19 protein-coding genes and 1 pseudogene are annotated in these 25,235 nt (G+C 65.4%); 14 read left to right on the top strand and 6 right to left on the bottom strand.

Annotated elements, in window-relative coordinates; all coding sequences use genetic code 11:
• Positions 1–146: 146 nt before the first annotated feature.
• Positions 147–1,706, bottom strand: coding sequence for a serine hydrolase domain-containing protein (locus tag QTI20_RS11865; protein ID WP_286551092.1), 1,560 nt, complete (start codon positions 1,704–1,706; stop codon positions 147–149).
• Between the two features lie 258 nt (positions 1,707–1,964).
• Between QTI20_RS11865 and QTI20_RS11860 the strand changes: the two genes are divergently transcribed.
• Positions 1,965–2,780: a DUF6538 domain-containing protein gene (locus QTI20_RS11860; protein WP_286574206.1), complete on the top strand. Its 816-nt coding sequence runs from the start codon at positions 1,965–1,967 to the stop codon at positions 2,778–2,780.
• A gap of 95 nt (positions 2,781–2,875) precedes the next feature.
• Positions 2,876–3,670, top strand: a complete 795-nt coding sequence (locus QTI20_RS11855; RefSeq protein WP_286551090.1) for a site-specific integrase — start codon at positions 2,876–2,878, stop codon at positions 3,668–3,670.
• Positions 3,671–3,707: 37 nt separating this feature from the next.
• Here the strand turns inward: QTI20_RS11855 and QTI20_RS11850 are convergent, their stop codons facing one another.
• Positions 3,708–4,979, bottom strand: coding sequence for an ATP-dependent DNA helicase (locus QTI20_RS11850; protein WP_286551088.1), 1,272 nt, complete (start codon positions 4,977–4,979; stop codon positions 3,708–3,710).
• A 47-nt stretch (positions 4,980–5,026) separates the two neighbouring features.
• On the opposite strand from QTI20_RS11850, the gene QTI20_RS11845 reads away from it, so the two are divergent.
• From QTI20_RS11845 to QTI20_RS11835, 3 genes and pseudogenes are all read left to right on the top strand, one after another.
• Complete coding sequence (locus QTI20_RS11845) at positions 5,027–7,837, top strand: site-specific DNA-methyltransferase (protein ID WP_503011418.1); 2,811 nt, start codon at positions 5,027–5,029, stop codon at positions 7,835–7,837.
• Positions 7,834–9,582 (top strand): DUF262 domain-containing protein, encoded by a 1,749-nt coding sequence (locus QTI20_RS11840; RefSeq protein ID WP_286551086.1) that lies wholly within the window; start codon positions 7,834–7,836, stop codon positions 9,580–9,582. The genes QTI20_RS11845 and QTI20_RS11840 overlap by 4 nt, the downstream gene beginning before the upstream one ends.
• Positions 9,579–12,713: pseudogene (locus QTI20_RS11835) on the top strand (BPTD_3080 family restriction endonuclease); the annotation flags it as partial. The gene QTI20_RS11840 and the pseudogene QTI20_RS11835, both read left to right, overlap by 4 nt.
• Positions 12,714–13,930: 1,217 nt before the next feature.
• Here the strand turns inward: QTI20_RS11835 and QTI20_RS11830 are convergent.
• The gene (locus QTI20_RS11830; RefSeq protein WP_219215945.1) at positions 13,931–14,359 is read right to left on the bottom strand and encodes a DUF2721 domain-containing protein; all 429 of its coding nucleotides are present in this window, start codon (positions 14,357–14,359) and stop codon (positions 13,931–13,933) included.
• Positions 14,360–14,472: 113 nt separating this feature from the next.
• Positions 14,473–15,765: a phosphopyruvate hydratase gene (eno, locus tag QTI20_RS11825; RefSeq protein ID WP_286551084.1), complete on the bottom strand. Its 1,293-nt coding sequence runs from the start codon at positions 15,763–15,765 to the stop codon at positions 14,473–14,475.
• 202 nt (positions 15,766–15,967) lie between these two features.
• Here eno and QTI20_RS11820 point away from each other — a divergent pair, with 202 nt between their 5' ends.
• Both QTI20_RS11820 and QTI20_RS11815 read left to right on the top strand, forming a co-directional pair.
• The gene (locus QTI20_RS11820; RefSeq protein ID WP_353507282.1) at positions 15,968–16,828 is read left to right on the top strand and encodes a LysR family transcriptional regulator; all 861 of its coding nucleotides are present in this window, start codon (positions 15,968–15,970) and stop codon (positions 16,826–16,828) included.
• Between the two features lie 169 nt (positions 16,829–16,997).
• Positions 16,998–17,654 carry a dihydrofolate reductase family protein gene (locus QTI20_RS11815; RefSeq protein WP_286551082.1) on the top strand — a complete coding sequence of 219 codons (657 nt, stop codon included), beginning with the start codon at positions 16,998–17,000 and terminating at the stop codon, positions 17,652–17,654.
• Positions 17,655–17,736: 82 nt separating this feature from the next.
• Here QTI20_RS11815 and QTI20_RS11810 read toward each other — a convergent pair whose 3' ends face one another.
• Complete coding sequence (locus QTI20_RS11810; protein ID WP_286551081.1) at positions 17,737–18,708, bottom strand: LysR substrate-binding domain-containing protein; 972 nt, start codon at positions 18,706–18,708, stop codon at positions 17,737–17,739.
• Positions 18,709–18,939: 231 nt separating this feature from the next.
• On the opposite strand from QTI20_RS11810, the gene QTI20_RS11805 reads away from it, so the two are divergent.
• The 4 genes from QTI20_RS11805 (at position 18,940) to QTI20_RS11790 (ending at position 22,224) form a co-directional block, all read left to right on the top strand.
• The gene (locus tag QTI20_RS11805; protein WP_286551080.1) at positions 18,940–19,902 is read left to right on the top strand and encodes an NAD(P)H-dependent flavin oxidoreductase; all 963 of its coding nucleotides are present in this window, start codon (positions 18,940–18,942) and stop codon (positions 19,900–19,902) included.
• 10 nt (positions 19,903–19,912) lie between these two features.
• The gene (locus QTI20_RS11800; protein ID WP_286551079.1) at positions 19,913–20,302 is read left to right on the top strand and encodes a tautomerase family protein; all 390 of its coding nucleotides are present in this window, start codon (positions 19,913–19,915) and stop codon (positions 20,300–20,302) included.
• Positions 20,303–20,518: 216 nt separating this feature from the next.
• Positions 20,519–20,644: a hypothetical protein gene (locus QTI20_RS11795; protein ID WP_286551078.1), complete on the top strand. Its 126-nt coding sequence runs from the start codon at positions 20,519–20,521 to the stop codon at positions 20,642–20,644.
• Positions 20,641–22,224, top strand: coding sequence for a sodium:solute symporter family transporter (locus tag QTI20_RS11790; protein WP_286551077.1), 1,584 nt, complete (start codon positions 20,641–20,643; stop codon positions 22,222–22,224). The genes QTI20_RS11795 and QTI20_RS11790 overlap by 4 nt, the downstream gene beginning before the upstream one ends.
• Positions 22,225–22,330: 106 nt before the next feature.
• Here the strand turns inward: QTI20_RS11790 and QTI20_RS11785 are convergent, their stop codons facing one another.
• Positions 22,331–23,239, bottom strand: coding sequence for a LysR family transcriptional regulator (locus QTI20_RS11785; protein WP_286551076.1), 909 nt, complete (start codon positions 23,237–23,239; stop codon positions 22,331–22,333).
• A gap of 250 nt (positions 23,240–23,489) precedes the next feature.
• On the opposite strand from QTI20_RS11785, the gene QTI20_RS11780 reads away from it, so the two are divergent.
• The 3 genes from QTI20_RS11780 to QTI20_RS11770 are packed head-to-tail and all read left to right on the top strand — an operon-like array spanning position 23,490 to position 24,769.
• Positions 23,490–24,263: an SDR family oxidoreductase gene (locus QTI20_RS11780; protein WP_286551075.1), complete on the top strand. Its 774-nt coding sequence runs from the start codon at positions 23,490–23,492 to the stop codon at positions 24,261–24,263.
• Between the two features lie 24 nt (positions 24,264–24,287).
• Positions 24,288–24,473: a hypothetical protein gene (locus QTI20_RS11775; protein ID WP_286551073.1), complete on the top strand. Its 186-nt coding sequence runs from the start codon at positions 24,288–24,290 to the stop codon at positions 24,471–24,473.
• A complete protein-coding gene (locus tag QTI20_RS11770; protein ID WP_286551072.1) occupies positions 24,470–24,769 on the top strand; it encodes a hypothetical protein in 300 nt (99 codons plus the stop codon). Before QTI20_RS11775 ends, QTI20_RS11770 begins: the two co-directional genes overlap by 4 nt.
• Positions 24,770–25,235 lie beyond the last annotated feature (466 nt).

Below are 25,235 nucleotides of genomic sequence, written 5' to 3'. Positions count from 1 at the left end.
GAAGAGGCTCTGTCGATCGGCCACCGCGCGCGGCCGCGACAGCGCATGGCCGGCCGGCGGCGCGGCGGTGATGGTGCATCGAGCGCGATGACGCGGCGCGCCGCGCCGCGCCCGCCCGGCGTGCAGCCGCGGCACCCGCGAACGCCTCAGGCCTTCGCCCGCGTCCCGGTCAGCGTCGGCATCTCGGTCGCGCTCGAGTTGACGTTGACGCTGCGATCGAAGCGCAGGTAGGGCCCCGCGAAACGGCACACCACCGTGTCGCGGAAGGCCGACTCGACGAAGGTCCAGGTCATGACGAAGGTGCGCGCGTCGCGCCACTCGCCGCTGGCCACCACGCGCATCACGTCGGGCTGGTACTCGTGGTGCAGCTTGTTACCGGTGACGGTGGTGTCGGCCTCCACCGGCCGGCGCAGGCCGACGCGCACCGTGTGCGTGCCGCGCTCGTCTTCCAGGGTGAAGGTGCAGGTGTCGGCGCCGAAGTCGAGCTGTGCCGACTTGATCTTCTCGGCGTTCTCGGGAAAGTCGTAGCGCCGGCCCGAGACGGCCGCGGCCACGGGCGAACTGCCGGGCTTGACCGGCGGCAGCAGTTGCAGCGTGCGCGTGCGCGCCCTGAGCGCGGCGTTGTCCCTGTCGCTCGCGGGCACGCGGTCGCCGAACGCGTCGGGAAAGTGCTTGTACAGCAGGCCCGCGTTGAAGCCGGCCTTGGGCGGCAGCGCGCTGTTGAGCGCGAGCACCGCGTTCTGTTCGGGGAACACCACCGCGTACTGGCCGAACAGGCCGTCGGCGTTGTAGGCGCCGCGCGGGCCCAGCCACCACTGGTAGCCGTACCTGTCCTTGGTGTGCGGCGCATGCACGGCGTCGACCCACTCCCGCGTCAGGATCTGCCGGCCGTTCCACACGCCGTTCTGCGCATGCAGGATGCCCAGCTTGAGCGAGTCGACGGTCTTCCAGCTCAGGCCGTTGGCGCCCGGCGAGATGCCCTCGGGGCCCACGTCCCATTCGTAGCCGGTGATGCCCAGCGGTTCGAAGAAGCGGGGCTTGAGGTAGTCGGCCACCGACTGCCCGGTGGTCTTCGTGACGATGGCCGACAGCATGTAGGTGGCCGCGCTGGTGTAGACGAACTTGCTGCCCGGGGTGTAGACCACCGGGATCTTGAAGAACTCGGCGATCCAGCTGGTGCGGATCTGCCGCCACACCGAGCCCGACACCATGGCCTCGTGGCCGGTGCGCATGCTCAGCAGGTCGCGCACGGTCATGGCCGCGAGATGGGGGCTGACCTCCGGCGGCAGGTGCTCGGGGAAGAAGGACACCACCTTGTCGTCGAGCCCGAACCGGCCGTCCGCGATGGCCATGCCGACGGCGCACACGGTCACGCTCTTGGTGAGCGAGTGCGTCATGTGGCGGCGCTCGGCCTGGTACGGGTCCCACCAGCCTTCGGCCACCACATGGCCGTTGCGCCACAGCATAAAGCCGTGCAGCTCGAACGCGCTGCGCTCCGCGTCGTCGAGGAAGGCGAGGATCGCGGCGGGCGAGATGCCCTGCGCCTCGGGCCGGCTGCGCGGCAGGCCATCGGTGAAGGCCGGCGCGGCAGCGCCGGTGGCGGCCCAGCCGAGGCCGGGCATGGCGGCCATGACGGTGCCGCCGAGCGACAGGCGCAGCAGGCCGCGGCGGGAGACGGAAGGGATCGAGGCGGTGGCTTCTTGCATTGCTCTTTCGCGCAGGCTGAGGGGCTGCGGAGTATCGCGCGGGGAGCTGTCAATCGGCTTTCGTTCATGGACGCCTATCGATGTCTCTGCGAAGCGATGGAGCGATTCACGCACCGGGGTCGATCCCCATCAGCCACCCCAAAGAATTCCAGTAGTTCGCGCAAGGCCTTGATTTCTATAGGAATCAAGGCCTTCTTGCTTTAGGCTAAACGGCCGGTTGCTACACGGTCTGTCACACAACCCTTTGTGGAGCAGACTTTGAGAGTAGTTTCCGAAAACGTTTATGCACGCGGCAAGCATGGCAACCTGTACGTGCGTCGCCGCATCCCCGCCGCAGTCCGCGCGGCGTATCCCTCCCATCAAGAGCACGTCGTTCGTAGCCTGGGTACGTCCGACCGTGGCGCTGCCAAGGAACTGGCGCGAACTGAGAACACGCGCATCGACATCGAGTTCCGGCAGAAGCGCCAGGAACTTGAGCTGAGCCGAGCGTCCTTTGCTGCCAAGCGCATCTCCAAGCTGGAGGACGAGCAACTCCAGTCGGTCGCTAAGTTCTGGGTGCGCCAAGTGCTGCAGAACGACGACAGCCGTCGCCAGGCGGGGCTCGACGACGCCGAGTTTGATGAGCTTGTGGAACAACTCGCCACGCAGCGCGCCGAGCTTGGGCGCATGCTCGCGCAGGGTGAAAGCTTGAGCATCTTCCCCGCGCTGCACGGCTTCCTCTTCCTCTGCGGGCTTGACTTCAATCCCGACGAGAACGAAGGCAAGCGCGCGAGCTACGCCTTTCTGCGCACCGTCGTCGAAACGCTCGACCACCAACTCGCCCGGCAGCGCGGCGACATCGTCGATACGGACAAGGTCGTGCCCACAGCGGTGCATCCGCTGCATGTCGTCGCGCCGGAGCGCGTGGCGGTGGACCCAGACTTGCCAACCTGGGAGAAGGTTTTCGCAACGTGGCGCGACTACGTTGACAACCGCCCGACGCCAACGACGCTCGCTTCGCAAACGGCGTGGCGCGACCTAGGGGGTGCAGATGCCGGGCTACGTGACGCCCGAGTTGATGACCTCGTTCGTTGAGGACATGCGTCCACGTCTCGAAGCCCACCCTCAATGAGCGCCTGACCAAAATCCGGGGCATCTACAAGATTGCGGTCGGCAAGCATGTTTTGCGCTTGAACCCAGCGACCGGCACGCTCGGCGTCAAAGAGAGCGGTGCCAAGAAGCGCAAAAAGCGCCGACCTCCCTTCGACGCAATTGACCTGCAGAACCTCTTTGGCTCCGAGGTCTTCACACAGCACAAGCGCTCTAGGGGGCAATCCGGCGAGGCCAGCTACTGGATTCCGGTGCTGATGTATTACACCGGCGCACGGCCCGAAGAACTGGCGGGCCTGGCGCTGAGCGACCTCGTGAACGACGCGAACCTGGGTTGGTTCTTGAACATCGTCGACCGCCCCTGCGACGATGACCTCGACCTGTTCGACGACGACGAGGTTCCCGAGTCCCATCGCCGCACCCTCAAGAATGCGATTTCCATCCGCCGTGTGCCGGTAGCCCAACAACTCATCGACCTCGGCCTGCTGCGCTACGTCGAATGGCTGCGCGCCCGTAAGGCGACCGTGTTCTTCCCGACGCTGAAGAAGGATTTCCATGGCAAGCTGTCCGGGTCGTTCTCGAAGTTCTTCGGTCGCTACAAGCGCGCGCTCGGCATCACCGACAAGCGCAAGGTGCTGTATTCGTTCCGCCACTGCATGAAGGACATGCTCGAAGCGGCCGGCGTTCCGTCCAAATACCTGCAGCGGGTGCTCGGCCACGCCACGGGCGACGGCAATGTGACGGACGGCTACGGCTCCGACCTGCCATTCCATCGCCTGGCCAGGCACTTCTCGCGCGTGAAGTTCACGGCCAGTCCGGCGCGGCCCTGGGAGCCGGGTCGCGGCTCGGTGAGTTTGAAGGTCGGCGAGGACTGACATGGAGAAAAAACGGGGCGTGCAATGCCGCCCCGTTTCACATCGGCATCCCTCGGCTCGATGGCCGATGCAGCTCGAGCGCCGCCTGCTTGATGTCCAGTCGTGACATCGCCCGTGGCAACAGTTCCTTATCGTCGGTGTAGAGCGTCACGCCGTGGCGGGCACGGCTGATGGCGACGTAGTACAGGCTTTGATTAGCCATCGCGCCGCTCACATCCGCATCCACCAGCACCCGGTCGCACGTCTGACCTTGTGCGGCATGCACCGTCGTGCAGTAGGCATGGTCCACCCGCAGCGGTTGGTTCAGGTCCAGCGTCAGCGTCCTGGCCGAGTCCACCCGGACCGTCAGCTCGCACGCAGCGTGGTTAATGGCCTCGATGGTGGCGCCCTGGCCGTTCACGACGCCGAGCGCGTAGTCGTTTGCCGTGAACCGCACGCGGTCACCGATGGCGACTTCCCGCTCCTCCGCGCGATGCACCGACACATGCGGCATCGCTGTCGGCCTCCACTGCGTCAGTTGACCGTCCTGCCGGCGCAGCGTGATGCAGCCCGGTGCTGTCTCGACGACTTCGGCCATGTCGCCGCGCCGCAGACCGATGCTGTCGTAGTGGCGCAGCGCCTCGACGATGTCGCCGGGTGCATAGCTCAGCGAACTCTGCACCTGCGCGCGCGTCAGGTCGCGCCCTTCCAGCACGGTGACAGAGACACCGGTGCCCGCCAGCCCGAGCCGCAGCCTTACCCGCTCATTGATTGCCTGCCGGGCGCGGTTCGTACCGGCCACGGCGAACGTCTGCAAGCGCTCCTCGGGCAGGCGTGAAGCATAGTCCCTGGCGATGCGGTCGTAGCGCTCGGTCGCATGTGGCACCTCGGCAACCGTCGCGGATAGCTTTTTCAGCGAGTCCTCGACATTGCCCTCCGACGCATCCATCACGGCCGCCCTTAGCGTCGCGTTCTGCTGGCGAAGGATGTCGCCCATCCGCACCACCGCCATGCCGTGCTGTTGGAGCTGGCGGAAAGGAGCCCCGGCCTCGACGGCCTTCAACTGACCGGTGTCACCGACCAGCACCGCGCGCGCGCCAGCTTCCTCCACGGCCGACAGCAACACGTGCATGTCCCGCAAGCTCACCATGCCGGCCTCGTCCACGACCACCATCGTCCGCTCGTCCAGGCTCCGGCCACCGGCGAGGAAGCCAGCAATGGTCATGGCCTCGAAGCCGGCCGCCGCCAACTCGCGGGCTGCTGCCGCCGACGGCGCCAGGCCAACGGCCTTGAACTTGTCCCCCAGGTTCTCGGAAACCGTGCGCAGCATCGCTATCCTTGACGGTTACGCAAACCAACAAATTTCGGGAGCAGGCCTTGGCAACGAAAAAGAGAACAGCGGCGACGGAAAACCAGACCACCGACTACCAGCACAGCCAGCAGGCCACCCAGCGCCCTGACGTCGGTGTGCAGGACCAGTTCAACACCAAGAAGCTGCCGAAGACCTACCGCTACGACAGCAGCCTGGACCCGGCGCTGAGCTGGGACGAGGACCGCAACCGCGACCTGGCCGAATGGCTGCTGGGACTGGTGCAGCGCTGCGCCACCGAAGGCGAGGCGGCGGTGTTCACCGGGCCACAAGTGTGGGCCGGCGGTGGCGTGCAGGTGCAGTCACTGAAGGCAGCGGCCGACCTGCTGCAGGCGCTGAGCCAGCCCTTCCTGAACTGGACCGGCAAGGCCGAGCGTCACCAGATTTCAGTGCCCACGGTGCCGCTGTTCGTGCACGAACGGCATTCGACCAAGGCCATCCTGGAGGGCATCAAGCACCGCAAGGCCAAGGGCACCACCTACGACCTCTTCGGTGACGGCGGCGGGCTGGACGTGACCGACAAGCTCGATGCATACGAGCACAAGGGCCCGTGGCAGAACCGGATGATTCTCGGGGACAGCTTGCAGGTAATGAATTCGCTGCTGGAGTTCGAGGGACTCGGTGGTCAGGTTCAAATGATATTCATGGACCCACCTTATGGGGTTAAGTTCGGGTCGAATTTTCAGCCATTTGTCCGTGACCGTGACATGGGGGACAAGCATGGCAAGGACGGATTTATGACCCGTGAGCCGGAAATGGTGAAGGCCTATCGAGACACATGGGAACTTGGACTTCATTCTTACTTGACCTATCTGCGCGATAGGCTCTTTCTCTCGAAGGAGCTCCTCAGTGAGACGGGCAGTATATTCGTGCAAATATCCGACGACAATGCGCACCACGCGAGAGCAGTGCTTGACGAGGTTTTCGGTTCGTCCAACTACGTGGCGCAAATTGCTTTTAAGAAGACCGGATTCTCAAGTGACGACCGAATTTCTACAACACACGACTACTTATTGTGGTACGCCAAGGACAAAACGCGGCAGAAGGTAAACAAGGTATTTTTGGACCGCCCAATCAGCCCTGAGGAGCTTGAGTTTTACGACCAAATTGAATTACCTGACGGTACTCGCAGAGCATTGGGGAGCGAAGAGAAGAAGCTTGGCAACTCTGTTCGGAGTCTTGGTCGAGTTTTTGCAAGAAATCCAATGGTTTCGCCAGGGTGGCAAGACTCGCTTGGCTTTGTTGTGAACTTCGGGGGACGACCGTTTCGACCAGCCGCAAATCGACACTGGGCCACCCATGAGGTCGGAATCGAGCGGCTGCGGACTGCGAAGCGCTTGGCGATAAAGGGCAATACTCTTCGATTCGTTCGATATTTCGATGATTTCGCGTTGAGCCCATTAGGTACCGTGTGGAATGACACAGGAGTTGGTGGGTTTGTGGGTGACGATAGGCTGTACGTGGTCCAGACGGATACTCGTGTCTTAGAGCGATGTCTGCACTTGGTGACTGCTCCAGGAGATTTGGTCCTTGACCCTACCTGTGGGTCGGGGACAACAGCGTTTGCGGCAGAGCGATGGGGACGCCGCTGGATTACCTGCGACACATCGAGGGTTCCGCTGGCTTTGGCGCGACAACGACTATTGACGGCGACGTTTCCTTTCTACGAACTGAAAGACCAACAATCTGGCCCGCAAGGTGGGTTCGTCTACAAGCGAAAACAGAGCAGGCGCGGCGAAGAGGTTGGCGGTTTGGTGCCGCACATCACACTGAAGTCAATTGCCAACGAAGAAACACCGGTGACCGAGGTTTTGGTAGACAGGCCCGAGGTCAACGACAAAGTTACGCGCGTTGCCGGCCCCTTCGTAGTTGAGGCAACCATTGCGCTGGCGCAGACGGTTGAGCTTAAAGACAGTGCCCCGGCAGAGTCCGGGGCCCAGAGCTTGGATGCCGCTCTGGGTGATGCCGACACTGCCAACGGCGGCTTGCCTTTGCAGGTGGCTGAACCCGCCGGCCGCTACGCCGACCCTGCCACGCACATCGAGCGAATGACCCTGGTACTGCGCCAGTCCAAGACGCTGCGCCTGCCAGGCAACCGCGAACTGGTGCTGGCCGACATCCGCCGCATGACCGACAGCGACGCCATCCATGCCGAAGGCCTGGACGCCGAGGGCAACCGCATCGCCGTGGTCTTCGGCCCTGAGGATGGTGCCATCTCATCCGACGTGGTGTTCGAGGCCGCCCGAGAGGCCTACTTCTTGAAGTTCCCGCACCTCTACTTCTTCGGTTTCGCCATCCAGGCCAAGGCCCGCGAACTGCTGGAGGACCGCGCCAAGCTGCGCGTGCCCTGCACTTACGTCACGGTCACACCGGACGTGGCCATGAGCGACCTGCTGAAGACCAGCCGTGCCAGCGAAATCTTCTCGGTCACCGGCCTGCCCGACGCAGTGCCCCGCAAGACAGGCAAGAAGAACGACGAGGGCGCCGACCTGTGGGAGGTCGAGCTGCGCGGCCTGGACATTTTCAACCCGGCCACGATGGAGCAAGAAGACATCCCGGGCCAAAACCTTCCGGCGTGGATGTTGGACACCGATTACGACGGCATGTGTTTCTACGCCACCCAGGTCTTCTTCCCCAAGACCGCCGCATGGGACAACCTGCAGAAGTCGCTGAAGGCCGAGTTCGACCCGTCGGTGTGGGAGCACCTGGCCGGCACCGTGAGCGAGCCATTCCCCATCGGGCCAAAGCGCCGCGTGGCGGTGAAGGTCATCGACGAGCGCGGTAACGAGCTGATGCGCGTGCTGGAGGTGAAGGCATGAGCTACAAGCCGAGCTCGCTCTACAACCTCATCCAGGTCATCAACAAGGGGCTGTTCCTTCCACACATCCAACGCCCATTCGTCTGGGAGGAAGAGCAGATGCTCAAGCTGTTCGACAGCTTGATGCGCAATTACCCCATCCAGACGCTGCTGTTCTGGAAGACCAAGGACGAAATCAAGGCCCGCAAGTTCATGGAGGAGGTCGAATGGGACCCCGACCTGAGCGATTACTACGAGTCGAACATCAGCAAGGCCGGATGCGAAAAGACGTTCGTTCTTGATGGTCAGCAGCGACTGCAGACGCTGTATGCCACCTTTGCCGGTGCCATCAAGGGCCCAGACGGCGAACGCCTGGAGGCCTACTTCGATGCCAGCAGCGGAGCAGCGCTGGCCGACGATGGGCTTCTGTACACGCTGAAGTTCTCAAAGGTTTCTCTGCCGCGCCCTTGGTACCGAGTGGCCGACCTTGTGGGCAAGGACGTCCAGCGCGTGGCCGAGGAACTGTCGGAGGAAATGAACGACAGCCTTGATGAGGCCGACGATGCGCTGCCAGCAGAGAAGCAGCCGACGAGCCAGGACCAGAAGGCGCGGCAGAAACGCGTGCGGCGCAACTTCGGCCAACTGGTTTCACTGCTGCGCGAGGACAAGCACTTCTGGATTCAGGAGCTCGACGGTGTGGCGAACAACTACACCTACGGGACCGTGCTGGACATCTTCGTCCGGGTGAACTCCGGCGGCACCAAGCTCGATGCGTCCGACCTGATGTTCGCCGCCATGAAGGAAGGCTGGGACGAAATCGAGGAGGCCATCGAAGACACCACCGAGCTGCTGAACAGTACCAACATCGGCTTCGACAAGACATTCCCGCTGAAGTGCCTGCTGGTGGTGCATGGGCGCGGTGCGGAGGCATCGGCCGAGAAATTCACCGGCGCCGACGGGACCAAACTGCTGGCGGAAATGAAGGTGAACTGGGACAGGGCTGAAGCAGCCTTCCAGGAGCTGCGCGACTTCCTCAAGACGGACCTGAAGGTCTACGCCGAAAAGGTCGTCCGAAGCCACAACAGCTTCATCCCGCTGTTCGACTACTTGTACTTCAACCCGAAGCCCACGGAGCGCAGCCGGGCGCTGATGCGCGGCTACTACTACAAGGCCCAGCTCTTCGGCTGGTACTCGCAGGGCACCGACAAGGTCATCAATGCACTGCACTCGGTGGTCGGGCAGCCGGCGCCTGGCGGGTTCCCGATGCAAGCGGTCAAGGACTACTTCATCGGGCGCGGCTACCCGACCGAGTTGCAGAAGGGCCACCTGGAACAGACGCGGTTGCGATTCCTGCTGCTGAACCTGGTGTACGTGGACCAGATGGGGACATCGCCGTTCGATGTGAAGTACAAGGGCAACGAACCGCACGTCGACCACATCTATCCGCGACACGCTTTGTCCACGAAGCTGGGACTCGGCAGCGCCGAGGTGAACACGCTGGGCAACTACCGCTTCGTCGGTGCGACCGACAACATCCGCAAGCGGGCCGAACTGCCCGACAGCTACTTCGGGCGCCTCAAGTCCTTCGGGTCGCCCATCGAGAAACACCTGCTGCTGGACGAATTCGCGGCCGACACCAAGAAGCTGGTTTTCGACGTTCCGACCTACCGCAGCTTCCGCGACCAGCGCCTTCACCGCATCTGGGAGATTTGCGGGCGAACCGTGAACCCTGAGCTGGCGGCCATCACGGCGGGAGGCGCGCCTTGAGCCAAATCAACGCCGTCGAAGCGCCCATCATCAACTTGCCTTACGTGCCACCGGCCTACCACTGGCACATCGAGGAAGGAAAGCATCCGGAGAAGCGGCCAGGCCGTCGTCTGGCCTCGTACTTCTTCCGCGTGCCTGACCGCGCAGCGCGCGGGCGCAAGGCCAAGGGCCAGCAGTCGCTGCTGGACGACGCATCCAAGGGTCAGGAATACCTGCTGGACCTGGCCAACCTCATCCGCCAGCGGCTGCAGGAGTGGCGCGAGCGCGAATATGCCGGTGCGACCAAGGTAACGCGGGAACTGCTGGAACTGTGGCGCTCGCCTGACCGCTCGCAGCGCCTGTTCTTCGCCCAACTCGAAGCGGTGGAGACGGTGCTGTTTCTGGTGGAAGGCCCGGACGACCTGAAGCAGGGCATCAACATCCCTAGCGACGAGCCGGGCGAAGACGCGAAGGCTGAGGGCTACAAGGCCTTCCTGCGCTATGCGCTAAAAATGGCCACGGGCAGCGGCAAGACCACGGTGATGGGCATGCTGTCGGCCTGGTCCATCCTCAACAAGGTGGCCCAGCCGCAGGCCTCGGCCTACTCGGACACGGTGCTCATCGTCTGCCCGAACGTCACCATCCGCGACCGGCTGCGCGAGCTCGACCCCAACCTCGACGAGTTGAGCCTGTACCGCACGCGGCAACTGGTGCCGCTGCACCGCATGCCCGACCTGCGGCGCGGCGAGGTGTTCATCACCAATTGGCACAACCTCGAACGGCGCGAGCTGTCCGACGTGAACGGAACCACGGCCAGGGTGGTCAAGCGTGGCGTGCCTATCGAGAAGACCCGTTCTGTGAAGCTAGGCGGGCGCGACGAGCTGACCGAGGCCGACATCCGGCAGCAGGCGCTGACCGGGGCCTTCGACATCCTGCGCGAGCTGCGGGACAACAAGGGCCAGCTCACCGGCTTCGAGGTGAAGGAGGTCCGCTACTACGAGAGCGACACCGCCTTCCTGCGCCGCGTGCTGGGCAACCGCAAGGGGCGCAGCTCGGCCATCCTGGTGATGAACGACGAGGCCCACCACGCCTACCGGCGCGGCAAGCTCGACGCCGAGGACACCTTCGCCATCGACGAGGAAACGGCCGAGGTCGATGCCCGCGAGGCGACGGTGTGGATTGAAGGCCTGGACCGCATCAACAAGGCACTGGGCGGCCGGACCAATGGCGTGCGGCTGTGCGTGGACCTGTCGGCCACGCCGTTCTTCATCCAGGGCAGCGGCAACGAAGTGGGCAAGCCCTTCCCGTGGGTGGTGTCCGACTTCAGCCTGCTGGAGGCCATCGAGGCCGGCCTGGTGAAGATTCCGCAGCTCCCCACGCAGGACATCGGCGGCACCGAGACGCCGGCCTACTTCAACGTGTGGCGTTGGGTGCAGGAGATTGCCGAGAAGGAAGGCCACAGCGGCAAGCTGACACCCGACGTCCTGATGCGCTACGCGACGCAGCCCATAGTGCAACTGGCCGACGAGTGGCGCAAGACGGCCGAGCAGTGGTCGGCGCAGTTCAAGGCCGGCAACCGCAAGTCCGCCGTACCGCCGGTCTTCATCATCGTCTGCCGCGACACCGCGTTGGCCAAGGAGCTTTACGACTGGCTGGCCAACGGCAACGCCACCTACGGCGCGGCGCCGGAGCAGTTCCGCAACGCGCCGGGCCGTGAATGGACCGTGCGGGTGGACAGCAAAGTGGCCGAGGAAATCGCAGAGGGCGGCGGTAAGAACGACGAGGCACGCCGCCTGCGCTTCGTGCTGGAGACCATCGGCAAGACCGGCTGGCTGGGCAACAAGGTGCCCGAAGAGTACGTGGCCATGGTCGAGAAGCACAACCGCAAGGCCCTGGAGGACGACGACAACGGCCTGGTGACCATCGACGCCAGCGTGCCGCCCGGCCGTGATGTGCGATGCATCATCAGCGTGGCCATGCTGTCCGAGGGCTGGGACGCCACCACCGTAACGCACGTGGTGGGCCTGCGCCCCTTTGGCTCGCAACTGCTGTGCGAGCAGGTGGTGGGCCGGGCGCTGCGACGAACTTCTTACGCGGTGGACGAGGCCACCGGCTTCTTCCGCGAAGAGACGGCGAAGGTCTTCGGCGTGCCCTTCGAGCTCATCCCGTTCAAGGTGGAGGGCGGCGCCCAGCAGCCGCCATCACCGCCGGCCAACCAGATTTACGCGGTGCCGGCCAAGGCGCAGTACGAGCTGGGCTTCCCGGTGGTGGAGGGCTACACCGACCCTGGCGTGACCCAGCTGACCATGGACTGGCCCAAGGTGCCGACCCTGGAGCTGAACCCCATGACGGTGCCGGATGTGACCCTGATGAAGGGGCTGACCACGCAGGACGGCGCCCTGGCCGCCTACGGGCCAGGCGCGGCCGACGTGGTGAACCTGGAGCAGTGGCGCGTCAAGGTGCGCGTGCAGCAGGTGGCATTCACCATGGCCAAGGTGCTGACGCAGCAGTGGCTGGCCGACCGTGGCGATGTCATACCGACACACCGGCTGTTTCCGCAACTTTTGAGCTACACCACTCGGTTCCTGGCCGAGAAACTGAAGCTTTCGGGCAACCGCGCGCCGCAGGACGTGGCGCTGAACCCGTACTTCCAGCAGGCGGTGGGCATCCTGTTCGACTCGCTGATGCCCGTGGACGAAAGCGGCAAGACGCAAGAGCGGCCCATCATCACGCCAGGGCCTGCGGGCGAGCGCTCGACGCGACACGTCGAGTTCTCCACCGGCCGGCAGCCCTGGCCGGCGCAGAAGTGCCACCTGAACGCCATCGTCGCCGACACGAAGACGTGGGAGCAGGCGGCGGCCACGGCCCTCGACGCACATGAGGGCGTCGCCAAGTGGGTCAAGAACGACCACCTGGGGTTCATCGTGCCGTACCGCAAGGACGGCATCCGCCGCCGCTACCTGCCTGACTTCATTGTCGAGCTAACCAACGGCGAACACCTCATAGTGGAAATCAAGGGCCAGACAGGTGACGCCGAGGTGAAGGCTGCCGCTGCGCACCGATGGAGTAGCGCGGTCAACAACGACGGGAGGTTCGGGCGTTGGAGCTACCACCTCGTCAGACAGCCGCCGGACCTCATGAAGTTGCTGGACGAGCGAATTCGGACCGGTGAGCGAGCCCCCGCAAGGGCGGCCCTGGATGTTCAAGCGCGACTCAATGAGCTTGCTCTATTGAGCGACGGGTGGTTCGACGGTGACGGTCTTAGACCATCCATAGCCGGCCTAGCTTGGTTCTCAAGCTCGTGGACTGACCACTGGCCAACGGGCTTTCCAGTGCCCTATGTCTACCCGACATTGCCCGGTGGGCTTCAACTGGAGTGGAGCTTCCCCACTGCTACTGCCTCGGTCGAGGTTGAGCTGGACCGTCGAGTTGCCGAACTGATGGTGTCGCGCACCGCAGACGGAGAAGTCCTCGAAGACGGTGTCCTCGACCTCAAAACCCCAGGAGGTTGGAAAGCACTCGCCGACGCAGTCCGTCGGCATGGCAAAACGCAAGTGACTCACTGATGGCAAACGAAGAACAAACGCTGCACCGCCAGGTTCACCCTTCGTGGGTCCAGGATGGTCGAATCACCAGCCAAGCCTTCGGCCCCACCCCGAAAGACGCTGGCTTGCTCTCTGTCTACGACGGCCAACAAATCGCAGCTGACCGGAGCTTCAATCACTACACAACCGTGTTGAAGCTCACCGCAATCGGCACCGTATCGGTCGTGGAGCGTGAACTCACAGAAGTGGGACTGCCTTGGCGCCCAGACCCTGCTCCGTTTCCCGAACATGCAGTCATTGACTTCACTGGGCTAACAACCCCAAAGACAGTGAAGGCTAAAGCGCAGGCCCTCGCAGAGCGTGCCCGACAAAGAGGCTGGACTCACAAACCCTAGGGGAACCACGTGCCCGGAACAAGGCTGAATGACACGCAGCGCGACCCGTCGCGCGCTTGGGAAGGAGACCGATTTGGGCGGTTTCGGCTCTTGAAGTCAAACTCTGTGTCGGCACCATCTGGTCGCGAGGCCTACGGGGACTCAGCGTGGAACTCGACTTTCCACTGACGTTTTTCTCACGCCAAAACGGGTGTGGCGAGTCAAAGCTGTTCTCGATGGCGGCGCTGAGTTGCTCCCCGATGACACGGGCCAGGGGTGATTCGCCAGGAGCCGTATAAAGCCTCCTTCAGGCGGGAAAACTGGAGTTGCTCGGCGCTTTCGTCTGCTACACAATCTGCACCCCAGACCAGTGTCGCACCGGGCGGAAAGCCGCGAAAACACTAGGGTTTCCAGGTGGCCAATGGTCCCCCTCGCGCCGCCCCTTGCAAGCTACGTGGGATTGATGCTGCGCTGCGTCACGAAGACCTCGACCAGCAACAGTCCATACGTGGCGATCAGCGCGAGCATGGCGACCACGAAGAGGACGGCGACCGGCCGGTCGAAGGCCAAGGTGAGTTCGTTCGCCACGAACAGCGAGCCGATGAGCAGGCAGACGATGACGCCGCACAGCGCGCCGGTGGACACCGCGGCGTTGAGAATCTTCGCCCGGCGGTTGAGAGTCGCCAGTTCGCCATCGATCTCCCCGCACCGGGTCGGGCTCGCGCCATCGCGCTCGTCGCGGCACTTGTGCATGCGGTCGTTGACGCGTGCCAGGCGGTTCGTGAGCACGGTCAAGGTCCCGCCAATGGCCGCCAGCATGAACGAGGGCCCCACGGCTAGCTGGATCACATGGGAGGTATCGGCGTGAATGCTGAGCATGCCGCAAGCGTACCCGAGGCATCGGGCCGTGTTCAAGCCGAAGCGCGCCCGCCCCGCATGGGATCTGGCGTCCCGTTCGACTGCGCTATCTCGCGACCGCGCACCGCCCCCGGTCAACGCACGCGAGCACGCGCCGCGAACGGCTTCACGCCGGCAAAACTCGCCTGCGAGCCCAGCTCGCGCTCGATGCGAATCAGCTGGTTGTACTTGGCGGTCCGGTCCGCGCGGGACAGCGAACCGGTCTTGATCTGGCCGCAGTTGGTGGCGACGGCGATGTCCGCAATGCTGACGTCTTCCGTCTCGCCGGAACGATGCGAGATCACGACCTTGTACGCGGCCCGTTGCGCGGCCCGGACCGTGGACAAGGTTTCGCTCAGCGTCCCGATCTGGTTCATCTTGACCAGGATCGAGTTGCCTATCGATGCGTCGATGCCGGCCAGAAGAAGCCGCTCGTTGGTGCAGAAGACGTCGTCGCCCACGAGCTGGCATCGGCCGCCCAGCCGCGATGTCAGCAGCTTCCATCCGGCAAGGTCGTCCTCGGCCGCGCCATCCTCGATGGACACGATCGGGTACGAAGCCACCAGCCTGGCCAGATAGTCGACCTGCTCTTCGATGCTGCGCTCCACGCCTTCACCGCGATAGACATAGCGTCCGTCGTTGAAGAATTCGCTGGCGGCCGGATCGATCGCCAACCCGATGTCCACACCGGGCCTGTAGCCCGCTGCCGCGATGGCTTCGACGATCAGGTCCAGCGCCTCCTCAGCCGACCGCAGCGTGGGCGCGAAGCCGCCTTCATCGCCCACGTTGGTGTTGAAGCCCGAACGCTGGAGCGCAGCGCGCAGCGTGTGGAAGACCTCGGCCCCCATGCGCACGCTGTCGTCGAACGAGGTCGCACCCGTCGGCACGATCATGAACTCCTGGAAATCGAGCGGATTGTCGGCATGCGCGCCGCCATTGATGATGTTGATCATCGGCACCGGCAGCACCGCCGCCTGCACGCCGCCCAGATAGCGGAACAGCGAAGTGCGCGCGGATGCCGCGGCGGCTTGCGCGGCCGCCATCGAGCACCCGAGGATCGCGTTCGCGCCCAGGCGCTGCTTGTTCTCGCTGCCGTCGCATTCGATCATGGCGTGGTCGATGGCGTGTTGGGCCAACGCGTCCATTCCGAGCAACACGCCTCGCAACTCGGTGTTGACCGCGTCGACCGCCCCCCTCACGCCCTTGCCCAGGTACCTCGCGGGGTCCCCGTCGCGCAACTCCACGGCCTCGCGCGCGCCCGTCGACGCACCGGAGGGAACGATGGCCCGGCCACGGGCGCCATCCTCCAGCGTGATCTCCACTTCGACCGTGGGATGGCCCCGGCTGTCCATGACTTCGTAACCCACAAGCGCTGTGATGCGGCTCATCTTCTGACTCTCCATCGATAAGAAAACTGGCGGGAAATTCGCAAGCGACCTCTCATCGAAGAAGGTTTTATCGCCTGCGGAATGACTTTCTACAGAGAAGAATTTACGGAATCGGATAGCATCTGAAAATCGATTTCCGTGACGCCATGCGTCAGTTTTTTTGACGGAAGAGTTTTGAGTGCGCAGCCTCCCGCCCCTGTCCTTGCTGCGCGCCTTCGAGGCCACGGCCCGCACCGGCTCCGTGACCCGGGCCGCCGAGGAACTCCACCGCACCCACGGCGCGGTCAGCCGCCAGTTGAAGCTTCTCCAGGCGGATGTCGGCGCGGCCCTCTTCGACAAGGAAGGCACGGGCCTGAAGCTGAACCGGCACGGAGAAGATCTGCACGCGCTGGTGGGCGGGGTCTTCGAACAGCTCGAACAGGGCTACGCGCGATTGCGAGCCCAGGTGCGCGGCTCCGGCCTGCATGTGGCATGCAGCGCCACCTTCGCCATGCGATGGCTGGTGCCGAACCTCGAGGACTTCTATCGCACGCGCCCGGACGTCCGCATCCGGCTTTCCATGACGTCGGCGCGCGAAATCAGGACCGAGGGCGCGGACCTCGTGATCGCCTGGGATCTGAGTTCGTACGCCGAGGCCGACCGCGCACGCGCCATCCCGCTGGCGCCCGTGGCGTTCGGCCCCGTCTGCAGGCCCGACTACAGGCGCAAGGCCAAGGCGGGAACACGTATCACGCACGACTTCACGTCCAGTGCCTGGACCCACTGGGAGCGACAGACAGGCCGCTCCATCGGGACCGGCGGCCAGATCGCGTTGCCCCACACACACCTCTGCATCGAGGCCGCACTGTCGGGGCTGGGCGTCGCACTGGTCGAGAAGAGGCTGGTGCGAAGAGAGCTGGCCGAAGGCAGGCTGGTGGCGCCCTGGGGCTTCGTGCCATTGCCCTTCACACTGATGGCATTGCCTGCCGCGGGTCGCACGCTGCCGGCGGAACTCGACGCGTTCGTGGCCTGGTTGCGCGGACGACTTGCGTTCCAGGACGCCGAATCCTCGGCGCGGGTGTGACGGCATGCGGGGGGCATCGATGGCGATGGAGCGCCGCGCCCCGCATGTGTCCATGGGCGCTTGCGTGCGGCACACGTGCCGGACACGGCAGCCGCGACATCGACACGGATGCCCCTGCGCGGGCGCACCGGCGCTAGACTGCCATCCCCTTCCTGCAGGAGACGACGCCATGACCCGATTGCTCGTGCGCAGCTTCGGCGTTTCGCTCGACGGCTTTGCCGCCGGCCCCGACCAGAGCCTGGCGCATCCGCTGGGTGTTCGCGGTCCCGAACTCATGGACTGGTTCTTCCCCACGCGCGTCTGGCAGCGCATGCACCAGGGGGGCGAGGCCGAGGGCGAGACCGGCATCGACAACGAGATCGCCGAACAAGGCTTCGCCGAGATGGGGGCCTGGATCCTCGGGCGCAACATGTTCGGGCCGGTGCGCGGGCCCTGGCCCGACGACAGCTGGAAAGGCTGGTGGGGCGACGAGCCGCCGTACCATGTGCCGGTCTTCGTGCTGACCCACCATGCGCGCGCGCCCTTGGCGATGCAAGGCGGCACCACCTTCCACTTCGTCACCGGCGGCATCCACGATGCACTGGCGCAGGCGCGCGCCGCCGCGGGTGGGCGCGATGTCCGCGTGGGCGGCGGCGTGGCCACCGTGCGCGCGTATCTGCAGGCCGGGTTGATCGACGAGCTGCACTTGGCCGTGCGGCCCGTGCTGCTGGGCAGGGGCGAGGCGCTGTTCGCGGGCCTGGACCTGCCGGCGCTGGGCTACCGCTGCGAACGGCAGGTGGCGGGCGAGCGCGCCACGCATGTGTTCCTGCGCCGCGGCGCGCTTTGAGGCGGGACCTGGCGACAACACGCCCGGCCGGCCCCTCGCACCCCGACATGCCGCGGCCAGCGGTGCGCAGGGGCCGCGGCCCTCACGGCGCCACGGGCGCACCCGGCTGAAGGTGCACGGCAAGGTTCTGCCCGGCCACCGGATAGGGCGATGCGCCCAAACCCGAGGCGGAGGCGACACACTGGCCGAAGGCCTTCATCGCGCTCGTCTCGCAGGCTTCGCGGCGCTGGATGAAGACCGTCGGCGCGCGGGCGATGTTCACATCGACCTGGTGCACGAACAGATCGGCCGCGGACAGGCTGCGGTCGACCACATGCTGGGGCAGCAGCGTGATGCCCACGTCGGCCGCAACGCAGCCGAGGATGCCATCCAGCGAACCGAACTCCAGGCGCTTGAACGCCGGCTTGCCCAACTGCACGAGCAGTTGCTCGAGCTTCTGCCGGTAGGAGCAGCCCGTGCGGAACATCAGGGCCGCGATCGGGGCCCGGTCATTGCGCAGCGCCGCGAGGTCCGGCCAGCGGCGTGAGGTCACCAGCACCAGCTCCTCCTCGAACGCGCGCTCGACCCGCAGCAGGGGATGGTCGATCGGCCCCGCGACGAACGCGCCATCGATCTCCCCGTCCAGGACCTTCTCGACGAGCTCGGCCGTCGGTCCCGACCGCACCACCAGTTCGACCGCTGGACACAGCGCGCTGAAACGCGCCAGCACGGGCGGCAGGCGCACCGCCACGGTCGTTTCCATGGTGCCGATGGTCAGCGTGCCGCTGGCCTCGCCGTCGTCCCGGGCCATGGCCGTCGCTTCCTGCAGCAAGGCCGCGGCCCGCGCCGCATAGGGCAGCAAGCGCACCCCGGCGCTGGTCAGCACGACGCCACGGCTGTGCCGCTCGAACAGGCGCACGCCCACCTCCTGCTCGAGGGCGCGTATCCGGTTCGTCACGTTGGACTGCACCGTGTGCAGCTCCTTCGCCGCGCGCGTGATCCCCTCGCAGCGCGCCACGGCGGCAAAGGTCGTCAGGTCCGCCATCTCCATTCGATTCCCCTTGACGATGGCCAATGAAAGAGTCCATCTGAAAAATTGATGATGCACGATGCATGCCGGCTCTGACTGCTAGGGATTTCCCTTTCGGACGCGACGTGGCACGGCCGTGGTGCACGCTGGAGTTCGCTTTGCACCGTTCTCATCCATTCATTCTGGGCATGGCTTGAATCTCAACAAATCGTTTTTCGCGATGGACGGTTCTCCCTAGCATCCCGCCGAGTTCAACCACCAGCGGAGACGCCTTCCATGCTCGACACCCGGTTCACACGACGCTTCGGCCTCAGCCATCCCATCGCCCTCGCCCCCATGGACCCCGCTTCCGGCGGACGGCTCGCGGCCGCGGTGTCCAACGCCGGCGCGCTGGGCCTGCTCGGCGGCGGCTACGGCAGCCACCACACCCTGCAGCGCGAGTTCGACCTGGCCGGGGACGCCGCCATCGGCTGCGGCTTCATCACCTGGTCCATGGGCCACGACGTGTCCCTGCTGGACAAGGCCCTCGAGCGCCGCCCCAAGGCCTTGATGCTCTCCTTCTCCGACCCGGCGCCGTATGCACGCAAGGTCACCGATGCGGGCGTGCCGCTGATCTGCCAGGTGCAGACGCTCGCGCACGTGCAGCGCGCCATCGACTGCGGTGCATCGGTGATCGTCACGCAGGGCACGGAAGCCGGCGGCCACGGCTTCGACCGCCAGACCACCATGACCTTCACGCCCGAGACGGCCGACTACCTGGCGGGCAAGTCACCCGAGACCCTGCTGCTGAGCGCCGGGGGCATCGCCGACGGCCGCGGCCTGGCGGCGGCGCTCATGCTGGGCGCCGACGGCGTGCTGATCGGCACGCGCTTCTGGGCCACGCAGGAAGCGCTGATCCACCCGAACGCCAAGCAGCTCGTGGTCGAGGCGAAGGGCGGGCAGACGGTGCGCACATCGGTCTACGACATCGCGCGCGGACGCGACTGGCCGGCGGAATACACCGGCCGCCTCATGGTCAACGACTTCATCCGCCAATGGCATGGCCGGGAAGAAGCGCTGAAGGCCGTGCGCGATGAGGAGAAGGTCCGCGTCGAGAGCGCCTACGACGCGGGCGACTGCGACTGTGCGAACGTCACCGTGGGCCAGGCCATCGGCCTGATCGCCGACATCCCGCCCGCGGCCCTGGTCGTGCGAAGCATCGCCGAGCAGGCCGCACGCCTGCTGCGCACCCGCGGCTGAGGAGCGAGCCATGCCCCTGCTGAACTTCCACATCGGCGAAGGACGCGACGACGCGGCCGTCCGCGCGCTGCTCGATGCCGCGCACCGCGCCATGGTCGAGGCCTTCGACGTTCCATCCACCGACCGCTACCAGACCGTCACGCGGCATCGCGCGAGCGAACTGGTGCTCGACGACACCGGGCTCGGCATGTCGCGCACGCCCGATGCGGTGCTCGTCACCGTGGTCACGCGCCCGCGGCCCGAGGCGGCGAAGCTGCGCTTCTATGCGCTGCTCGGCCGCCATCTGTCCGAGCAGTGCGGCCTCGCGCCCGGCGATCTGGTGGTCTCGGTGGTCGAGAACGCCGACGCGGACTGGTCGTTCGGCAAGGGCCGCGCCCAGTTCCTGACCGGCGAGCTCTGAGCCGGGTCCGACGCCCAACGCTCTTCCGTCCAGCGGCGCTGCACCAGCGCCGCGCGGGCCGGCCTGCGCCTGTTTTTTTCTTCATTCCCAAGAGGTTCACATGCATCGAGTTCAACCCCACGAGGGCGACAACGTCGCCCTGGGCCTGGCGCTCACGGCGCTGCAGGTCCTGTCGTACTTCTCTTCGTCGCCGCCTGCTGCTTCGCCCCAGCCTTCGTGACGGGTCGGAGCTTCTCGAACGGCATCCCCGTGTCCTTCTCGCTGGGCCTGGGCGTGATCGCGCTCGGCGTGGTGCTGACCATCGTCTACGTCGCCGTCACCCACCGGGAGGGCGCGCGATGAAAACCCTTGCCCTTTCGTTCGCCATGCTCCTGGCGTACAGCCGCGCCTCGGCGCAAGGGAGCGGCGCCCCCGCCCCCAGCGCCATCGCGCTGTCCCTGTTCGCCCTGGTCATCGGCACCACCCTGTTGATCACCTGGTGGGCGGCCAGGCGCACCTCCTCGACCAGCGACTTCTATGCCGCGGGCGGCAACATCTCCGGCTTCCAGAACGGCCTGGCGATCACCGGGGATGCGCTCTCGGCCGGCGCGTTCCTGGGCCTGTCGGCGCTGGTCTTCAGCAGCGGCTTCGACGGGCTGTTCTATGCCATCGGCTACACCACCGGCCTGCCGGTCGTGGTCTTCCTGATGGCGGGCAAGCTGCGCAGGATGGGGAAGTACACCTTCACGGACGTGGTCTGTTCCCGGCTCGGCGGCAACGGCATCCGCATCTTCTCCGCCTGCGCCTCCCTGACCATCGTCGCGTTCTACCTGGTGGCCCAGATGGTCGGGGCCGGCCAGCTGGTGCAACTGCTGTTCGGCATCGACTACAGCGTCGCCATCATGCTGGTCGGCGTGCTGATGATCCTCTACGTGGCCTTCGGCGGCATGCTGGCCACGACCTGGGTGCAGATCGTGAAGGCGGTCCTGATGCTGTGCGTGGGCTGTGTGATCTCGGTCCTGGTGCTGGCCCGCTTCGACTTCAGCTTCGCGGCGCTGCTGTCGAGCGCCGTCGAGATCCATCCGCGGGGCAGTGCCATCCTGGGCACCTCCACGATGGCGAAAGACCCGTGGTCGGCGTTCTCGCTCGGCCTGGCCGTCATGTTCGGGACCGCCGGACTGCCGCATGTGCTGATGCGCTTCTTCACCGTGCCGGACGCCAGGGCCGCGCGCAGCTCGGTGCTGTGGGCGGCGGTGTTCATGAACGGCTTCTACGCCCTGCTCTTCATCATCGGCTTCGGCGCCCTGGCGCTGGTCCGCTCGGACAAGACCTACCTGGACGCCAGCGGTGCATTGATCGGCGGCGGCAACACCGCGGCGCTGCACCTGTCGCGCCTGCTGGGCGGCGACGCGATGTTCGGCGTCGTGGCCGCGGTGGCCTTCGCCACCATCCTGGCGGTGGTCGCGGGCCTGACCCTGTCCGGCGCCTCGGCCGTGAGCCACGACATCTACGGCGCCATCTTCAAGAAGCGCGTCGCGTCGGAGCAGGAGGAGTTCCGGATCATCCGGATCGCGACGGTGGCGCTCGGCCTGCTCGCGGTGGCACTGGGCATCGCATTCAAGGGGCAGAACGTGGCCTACATGATCAGCCTGGCCTTCTCCATCGCCTGTTCCTCGACCTTCCCGGTGCTGCTGCTGGCGATCTACTGGAAGAAGCTCACGGCCTTCGGCGCGGTGCTGGGCGGCAGCGCGGGCATCGTCGGCTCGCTAGTCCTCACCGTGCTGGGGCCGTCGGTCTGGGTCAAGGTGCTCGGCCACGCGGCGCCTGTCGTGACGCTCGACCCGCCGGCCCTGGTGACGGTCCCGCTGGCCTTTCTGTGCTGCTTCGTCGGCAGCCATTTGAGCGCTCCGTGGGGGGCGAAGCAGTGGGGGGTGATCCGATAGCGGTGCTGTCGCTTCGCTCACGCCACCCCAAGCAAGGCCCGATTGGGGGCCTTGAGCGTTTCAACCCTCAGCTTCGTCGGCTTGACGCTCAAGCCCATCGCAGGCATCAGCGTTCGAGGTGCGGTCGAATCAGCTCCCCGAACCATTCGACGAACAACGCCAGGCGATTCGATCGCTGGCGCCGGTGCGGGTACAGCAGGGACACCGGCATCGGCGCCGCACGGAAGGCCGGCATCACTTCGACCAGTTCGCCGCTGTCCAGCAGGTACTGGACGTCGAAGCGCGGGATCTGGATCAGGCCGCCCCCTGCGCGGCAGCACGCGATATAGCTTTCGGCGTTGTTGACGATCACGCGGCTCGCGACCCTGCTCGCCTGCTCCTGGCCTCCCTCCGACAGGTACTCCCAGGGCAGTTCCCGGCCCGTTGTCGGCGACGCATAGCCCACCGCCCAGTGACCGGATGCCAGGTCCTCGGGCTTCTCCGGCACGCCGTGCTCGTGCAGGTAGCTCGGGGCGGCGCAGTTGATCAAGGCGATGTGCCCCAGCGGACGCACCGCCAGGCTGCTGTCGTGCAGCGTGCCGATCCGCACCGCACAATCCACGCCCTCCTGCACCAGGTCGATGGACCGGTCCGTCGACCCGAGCGTGAGCAGCAGCCTGGGATGGCGCCGCAGCAACCCGGGCAGCGCGGGCGCGATCAGGCGGCGCGCAATGCGGCTGGGGACGTCCACGGTGAGGCGCCCGCTGACCTTGTGCTGGCTGGCCCGGAACAGCCCACCGATGTCTTCGGCATCGGCCAGCAACTGGCGCACACGCTCCAGCAGTTGCGACCCATCGCTGGTCAGGTGAACCCGTCGTGTCGTGCGATGCAGCAGCCGGGTGCCGGCCTGCGCCTCCAGTTGCTGCACGGCCGCGGAGACCGAGGCACGGGGCAAGGCCAGCGTGTGCGCCGCCTTGATGAAACTGCCCATCTCGGCCACCTGGACGAAGACGCGGTACTGGTCGAGCTTGTCCATATCGTTGTGCTGTCTTTCTGCTCCTCGTTCGACGGTGTTGTCCCTGATTCCGGCGGGCGACAGTGTAGGGGCGCCCATGGCCCGGGCACCTGCCGGTGCCCAAGGGAATGGCCGGAACGCAGCAGCGCTTCATCGGCCGGTCGATGCGATTGGCGCGATTTTCTGGACAATCTATCCAGCTTCTCCGGGCTGATCCTCCGCTGCGTTGCTGCCTAGACTGAAGGCTGCTCAATCCATCGAAGGAGATCCCATGGCGGACCATGCCATCCAAGGCAAAGTCGTGCTCATCGCAGGCGGCGCCAAGAACCTGGGCGGACTGATCGCCCGCGACCTGGCACGGCACGGCGCCAGGGCCGTGGCGATTCACTACAACAGCACCAGCAGCCAGGCGGATGCCGATGCCACCGTTGCCGCGGTGAAGGCCGCGGGCGCGCAGGCGGTCGCCATCCAGGCCGACCTGAGCACGGCCGGCGCGGTCGAGAAGCTCTTTGCCGACACCGTCGCCGCGGTGGGCCGGCCGGACATCGCCATCAACACCGTCGGCAAGGTGCTCAAGAAGCCGCTGGCCGAGATCAGCGAGGCGGAGTACGACGAGATGACGGCGGTGAACTCGAAGGCCGCCTTCTTCTTCCTCAAGGAAGCGGGCAGGCACGTCAACGACAACGGCAAGGTCTGCACGCTGGTGACCTCGCTGCTCGGCGCCTTCACGCCCTTCTATGCCGCCTATGCCGGCACCAAGGCGCCCGTCGAACACTACACCCGGGCAGCTTCCAAGGAGTTCGGCGCACGCGGGATCTCGGTCACGGCTGTGGGGCCGGGTCCGATGGACACGCCCTTCTTCTATCCGGCCGAAGGCCCGGAGGCGGTGGCGTATCACAAGACCGCAGCCGCGCTCTCGCCCTTCAGCAAGACCGGCCTGACCGACATCGAAGACGTGGTTCCGTTCATCCGCCACCTGGTCAGCGACGGCTGGTGGATCACCGGCCAGACCATCCTGATCAATGGCGGCTACACCACCAAGTGAGTACGACCGGCGCCTGATTCACACGTGATCGAAGTATTCAGCACCGGCCCGGCGCTCTGGTCGTGGCGATTCAAGGCGGGCGACGCGACGCCTCTCGCACAGAGCACCCTCTCGTTCGACAGCGAGGGGGCGGCCCGGCTCGACGCGATGGAAGTTCTGGGGCAGATGGCGAGTGCCGACATCGACATGGCGTCGGTTCCCGGTGCATGACTTACACCGTTGCCTTGATCGATTTCCCGGATCTGCCGAGCGACGAACGAAGGAACGCCGAGCAACGCTACGGCCTGACCCTCGAAGCGGAACTGGGAGGCGCCGCGCAGGTCCGGCCCCAGTTCACCGCGTACATGCGCCTGGCACAGGCGCCCGAAGACGAGCCCCCACCGATGCAGGCCAGGTCAGCGGTGCAATACCTGATGGCGCAGCACCGGGCCGAGATCGCGGGATTCTCGGGACTGCAACCGCCGCCTCAGGCACGGTTCATTCTTCGGCTCGATGGATGCGTTTGAACGCATGGGTCCGACGGCCCATGCCGTACGCAAGGCAGGGGTCAAAACAATACGGCCACTGGCCTCCGGCCCACCTTCCACAATTGGATGTTTGCGGGGACCGGCTGTCGAATTTCGCGATCTACGACCCTGGCGAATCCGCGCAGAAATTGGACTTTTTTATTTTCCAAGTCCGAGATTTCCGCCGTGACTTGACCCGCAGAATTTTTATCTCCGACAAGAATTTCTCCTTCAGCGCGGTGATTTCCTTCCCAGACCGCCCCATGTGAAGCGCAATCCGGCCCATTTTGAATCCGCGGATCCTGGGCGTGAAAGACGTGGCGCCATTGACGGTCATCGACGTTGGCCTGGCATGGGCAGATGTCCATCCGCCGTATAGCCAGGCGTACCGATCTGTCTCGCAAGACAGTCGTCGCGACCTGCCCCCAACCCATCGGAAACACCGGGAATTCGACAACAGCGTCAT

The sequence above is a fragment of the Variovorax sp. J2P1-31 genome (assembly GCF_030317215.1).
Lineage (GTDB): Bacteria > Pseudomonadota > Gammaproteobacteria > Burkholderiales > Burkholderiaceae_C > Variovorax.
This window is presented reverse-complemented; position numbering and strand designations above follow the sequence as displayed.

Coding starts and splice junctions, on each gene's coding strand:
- eno (WP_286551084.1), bottom strand. CDS start 15,765: ATGAGCCGCATCACAGCGCTTGTGGGTTACGAAGTCATGGACAGCCGG.
- QTI20_RS11800 (WP_286551079.1), top strand. CDS start 19,913: ATGCCCCTGCTGAACTTCCACATCGGCGAAGGACGCGACGACGCGGCC.
- QTI20_RS11785 (WP_286551076.1), bottom strand. CDS start 23,239: ATGGACAAGCTCGACCAGTACCGCGTCTTCGTCCAGGTGGCCGAGATG.
- QTI20_RS11850 (WP_286551088.1), bottom strand. CDS start 4,979: ATGCTGCGCACGGTTTCCGAGAACCTGGGGGACAAGTTCAAGGCCGTT.
- QTI20_RS11815 (WP_286551082.1), top strand. CDS start 16,998: ATGACCCGATTGCTCGTGCGCAGCTTCGGCGTTTCGCTCGACGGCTTT.
- QTI20_RS11780 (WP_286551075.1), top strand. CDS start 23,490: ATGGCGGACCATGCCATCCAAGGCAAAGTCGTGCTCATCGCAGGCGGC.
- QTI20_RS11840 (WP_286551086.1), top strand. CDS start 7,834: ATGAGCTACAAGCCGAGCTCGCTCTACAACCTCATCCAGGTCATCAAC.
- QTI20_RS11830 (WP_219215945.1), bottom strand. CDS start 14,359: ATGCTCAGCATTCACGCCGATACCTCCCATGTGATCCAGCTAGCCGTG.
- QTI20_RS11770 (WP_286551072.1), top strand. CDS start 24,470: ATGACTTACACCGTTGCCTTGATCGATTTCCCGGATCTGCCGAGCGAC.
- QTI20_RS11790 (WP_286551077.1), top strand. CDS start 20,641: ATGAAAACCCTTGCCCTTTCGTTCGCCATGCTCCTGGCGTACAGCCGC.
- QTI20_RS11805 (WP_286551080.1), top strand. CDS start 18,940: ATGCTCGACACCCGGTTCACACGACGCTTCGGCCTCAGCCATCCCATC.
- QTI20_RS11865 (WP_286551092.1), bottom strand. CDS start 1,706: ATGCAAGAAGCCACCGCCTCGATCCCTTCCGTCTCCCGCCGCGGCCTG.